Here is a 4,479-nt window from a genome sequence, read left to right on the forward strand (position 1 = left end):
GATGCGCCGTCCTTCTGTTTAGAGGCGGGAGGTTTTGGCGTGTTCATAGCAGTAAAACTTAAAAAAAATGGGTTCTAGCGGACATGCGGTGGCTCGGGTTGGTAATGGTGTTGGCGGCTGTAGCTATGGGGCAGACGGCAGGCGACGTAATTAACTACCTATACGCCACATTCTCTCTACTGGGCACGCCGGATGTACTGCTTCCGCGTTACGAGCTTTTCCACACCGCGTACGTCACCCAAAGCGGCGTGACTATTGTAGACAGCCCGTTGCTCCCCGGCGCCAATGTGACAGAACTAGCTAAACTAGCCAAGACCTACTACTACGACCTAAAGCGCCAGATCGACGCGGGGGCCGTCACGGTGGTGTCTAACGAAACCGGCGTATACACGTACCAAAACGGCACTTTAATCTACGCCATATCTAACACTCCGCGCGAAGGATTTCTCACTCTTGAATTCGGCAACTGGACCTCTCTCCGGCTGGACAGCAACACCTGGCTTAACTACACAACAGCCGCGGCGGGGGGTAGGCAGTGGCTTGTTCTGTACTACGTGAAGTACGTCAACGAGACCCACCGCCTCTACGTCATCACCCTAGCCGAGGTGGGCGCGGCTGGGTACGGCAATGTCTTTACCTGGGCTAACTACTGGTTTAAAAACAAGACCGTGTACTTCGGCGACTGGGTTGTGGTGGAGGGCAACTTCACCCTCTCCCAGTACTACGCACTACTCTCCACCGCGGTGGACAGACTAGCCAAGAAGTGGCAGTCTTCAGACAAGCAATACAAGCCACAGGCATATCCACAGATATCAAGAGCCCTTGCGCAGATATCAAGAACAGTAGCCGGAACAGACATAGACAAGCCAATAGGAAAAGGATACGCACTTGTAACTGGCTTTGCCATCATAGCCATTCTTGCAAGTCCTCTAGGAAGGGGGGTAGTAACTGGGGTTCTTTACGGTGGCTATTCTGCCTATGACTGCTATCAGAAAACTAGAAACTTAGGAAGGGCAGTAGCCGTTGGCTTGTGGCGTGGAGTGAATTCGTTTTTTGCAGATGCCTTAGGCGGCTATTGGAGTCTATACTTTGGATTTAGAGCGACAGTCATAGGATCCTTTATGTGTTGAAAATAAAGATGTGTCTCTGAAAATTTCTATGGCTGGAATTTTTTCGCCTTCCTTTATCTCTTTTTTACTTGGAATAACGTTGTCAATAATTTTCTCGTGGAGTAGGGGGATATCGCTTTATGTTTATACGTTTAATTTTGTGATATTTCTAACAATATATGCAACTGCTTGGTACATAGTTACCGTGAAGCAACTAAGTGATTGGCCTCTTGTTATGTTGACATTATTCTATCTACTTGTATATGACAAAGATCCTTTTAAGGACTTTATATCTTTTTTATTTTTTAATGTGGGCTTTTATGCTACATCCTTTATAATATCCTTCTGGATTTGGCGGGAGAAGGAGAAGGAGAGTTCTGCCCAGCTATCTAGCTGATTGACGCTGTGGGCTTGCTTGGACTTGGTTTGGGAGGAGATTTGAGTTTGGTAGTCTAATAAGCAGGGGTCTGGGGTTTGAATCTGGCTGTGGCTCTAGTCTCTGTAGTGTTCTTTTGATGGGAATTTCCCGGTCTTTACGTCTTCTACGTACTGCCTCACTGCGTTGCGGATGGCCTCTGCCATGTCCGCATATCTTTTCGCAAATGAGGGCGGCTTTTCTGAAAGCCCCATGACGTCGTGTAATACAAGTATCTGGCCGTCGCAGTGGGGCCCCGCCCCGATGCATATAGTGGGCACGTCTACCTTCTCTGTGATTTCCTTTGCGAGGGAGGCAGGTACGAATTCAATCACAATGGCGAAGGCCCCGGCGTCTCTGAGTGCTTTTGCGTCTTCGAGCACCTTGCGCCTCTGCTCCTCCGTCTTCCCGATGAGCCTGAAGCCGCCTAGTGCTAGTACCCTCTGTGGGTTGAGGCCGATGTGGCCCATCACAGGTATGCCGGCCTTGACTAGTTTCTGGACGATGTGGGCGTATTCGGACCCTCCTTCTAGCTTCACGGCGTCGGCGCCGGCTTTTATGAGCTTCGCCGCGTTTTTCAACGCGTCTCTTGGCCCGGTTTCGTAGGTCATGAAGGGCATGTCCGCGACCACTAAGGCCCTCGGCTTCGCCCTGGCGACGGCTTGCGTGTGTCTCACCATGTCGGCGAGGGTGACTCCGAGTGTGTTGGGTAGCCCCAGCACGACCATGCCGAGGGAGTCCCCTACCAGAATCCCGTCGACGCCGGCCTCGTCCACCAGCTTGGCTGTGGGGTAGTCGTACGCCGTGATCCAGACGTAGGGCCCTCCCCCCTTTGTGAAGTCGGAGATCCGCCTCCTCACAGTGTAATATACCCCCAGGTTTATATCATTCGTGTTTCGCGTTGTGGGGCTCGGCGCGGTGGGGTCGCTGTTTACGTACTTCCTCAACCGCGCCGGCTACGTGCCAGCCGCGGTCCAGAGGCGGCCCTGCGGCGAGTATCTCTTCTGCGCTGGCGGCGCGTGTGAGAGGCTGAGGTTCGCCGCGGCGGGGGCGGAGGAGGTGAGGTACACCGTGGTGGCGGTCAAGGCCTACGACTCGCCCTCGGCTGTCCCGCATCTGCGGGGTGTCGCCGTCGTGGCGCAGAACGGCGTGGGGGGCTTCGAGGCGATTAGAGAGGCGTATCCCAACAGCGTCGCCGCCGTGGTGACTTACGGCGTCTACAGGGAGGGGTGTAGGTCGGAGCTGAGGGGTGTGGGGGAGATATACCTGCCGCGCAGCGTGGCGGAGCTGGGGGATGTGCTGAGGGGCGGCGGGGCTAGGGTTGTCTTGGTGGATGACGTGGAGCCTTACCGCTGGCTTAAGCTGGCTGTCAACGCTGCTATTAATGCCATAACTGCGATACTGCAGGTTCCAAACGGCGTGGTGGCCGAGGTGGGGCACGCCCGCGACTTGGCGCGGGCCGTGGTTGCGGAGGTGATGCGTGTGGCCGATGCACTGGGGGTGAAGATGCCCGCCGACCCCTTCGAGGAGGTGCTCCGCGTGGCCGCGGCGACTGCGGGGAATATTTCGTCTACCGCGCGGGATCTGGCCAGGTGCGTCAGGACCGAGGTGGATTTTATCAACGGCGCTGTTGTTAAGTACGGAGAGGCGCTGGGGGTGGCCACGCCGGTCAACGCCGCGTTGCTCCAGCTGATCAAGACGAGGGAGGCGCTGTGCGGCCGTGGGTAGGAGGCTCTTCATCCCCCACCACGTGACGGGGTTCTGGGTCCCGGTGTACACAGATAACCCAATTACCACGGGATCCCTCGGCGCGGGGGTTCTAGTCGGCGGGGCGGTCGCCAGCTACGAGCCTGGGGGCGTCTGGTACAACGACACTCCGCTTGAGGGGGGCCTGGGCGTGAGGATATCGTCGCAGTTCCCCCTGGGGTACGGCTACGCCGCCTCGGCGGTGGTCTCCATAGCCAAGGCAGTTGGGGAGCTGGGCCTCTCCCGCGAGGCCTTCGCAAAGGCGCACGTAGAGGAGGTGACCAGGAGGACTGGTCTGGGGGATGTTCTGGCAATATACACCGGCGGGTGTCTGGTGGTGAGGGTGAGGCCCGGCGCGCCGGGGGTCGGGGAGGCCTACTCCCTGCCCTGTCCAGCTGTGTACGTGGTGACTCTGGATCTCGCGAGGGTGGACACCGGGGTGGTGCTTCAGACGCGGCACGAGGCGATAGTCAAGGCCGGCAGAGAGGCTTATAAAGCGTTTATGAAGAACCCCTCCTTCCAGACGTTTCTGCACCTCGCCGCCGAGTTCTCTAGGAGGGTTGGATTTCTGGACGAGCGGTTGGAGGCTTTGGAGAGGCATAGGGGGGTCTTGGGGCTTTTTGTTAAAAAGGGGGTGGCCGCGGTCTTCGTCGAGAGGGAGTGGGCGCTGGACGTGGCCCGGATCGCCGAGAGGCTTGGCCGGGTTCACCTAGTGCTTCTGAGGGAGCTACATGTTGCGTGGATCTAAGCCGCTGGTCAGCTCCGTCGCACTCTCCACTAGGCCTCTATCGACGGCCCGCTTCACAGCGCCGTGTATCGTATCTATACATGAACCTACCTCCGCATATGTCGTACGCCACTCTAGACGCAGAACCCCTGGGCGAAATAGAGGAGAGCCGCTCCAGAAAGGCCTCTAGAGGCCGCGGCGCCGAGGCCTTGAAGGCCCCGTGCCAAGACGTCTGTAGCACTCAGAGACGTCGCCACGTAGTCGCGAAGCGCCTGCCAGCCCCAGCCCCCGCCGCCTTCTACACGCCGCTACATATCTTTATAGGGGGTTTCTGGAGTGTTATATTTTTATGTTTTCCGTATGTGGAGGTGCCGTTTTTGAGTTATGGGCGTTGTGCGAAAGCCAGACTTCGGCGCGCTGTTTACATCCGGCGTGTTTCCCGCCGTCTCTCCGGCGTGTGTAAACTGCGTCAATATATACTT

4 protein-coding genes are annotated in these 4,479 nt (G+C 57.0%); 3 read left to right on the forward strand and 1 reads right to left on the reverse strand.

What is annotated here, in order from left to right:
- Window positions 1-83: 83 nt before the first annotated feature.
- On the forward strand, window positions 84-1,130 hold the full coding sequence (locus ACP5J3_RS11145; protein ID WP_428495761.1) for a hypothetical protein: 1,047 nt from the start codon (window positions 84-86) through the stop codon (window positions 1,128-1,130).
- Window positions 1,131-1,601: 471 nt separating this feature from the next.
- On the opposite strand, the gene panB is transcribed toward ACP5J3_RS11145, so the two are convergent.
- Complete coding sequence (gene panB / locus ACP5J3_RS11150) at window positions 1,602-2,384, reverse strand: 3-methyl-2-oxobutanoate hydroxymethyltransferase (RefSeq protein ID WP_428495762.1); 783 nt, start codon at window positions 2,382-2,384, stop codon at window positions 1,602-1,604.
- A 31-nt stretch (window positions 2,385-2,415) separates the two neighbouring features.
- On the opposite strand from panB, the gene ACP5J3_RS11155 reads away from it, so the two are divergent.
- Both ACP5J3_RS11155 and ACP5J3_RS11160 read left to right on the forward strand, forming a co-directional pair.
- Window positions 2,416-3,252, forward strand: coding sequence for a ketopantoate reductase family protein (locus ACP5J3_RS11155; RefSeq protein ID WP_428495763.1), 837 nt, complete (start codon window positions 2,416-2,418; stop codon window positions 3,250-3,252).
- Entirely contained in the window at window positions 3,245-4,018 is a 774-nt protein-coding gene (locus ACP5J3_RS11160) for a GHMP kinase (protein ID WP_428495764.1), read from the forward strand. Before ACP5J3_RS11155 ends, ACP5J3_RS11160 begins: the two co-directional genes overlap by 8 nt.
- Window positions 4,019-4,479: the final 461 nt, after the last annotated feature.

This window comes from Pyrobaculum sp. (assembly GCF_049971835.1).
Classification (GTDB): Archaea; Thermoproteota; Thermoprotei; order Thermoproteales; family Thermoproteaceae; genus Pyrobaculum.

What these genes read in the sequence shown, in the direction of transcription:
- ACP5J3_RS11145 (WP_428495761.1), top strand. Translation starts at nt 84, where the DNA reads ATGCGGTGGCTCGGGTTGGTAATGGTGTTGGCGGCTGTAGCTATGGGG.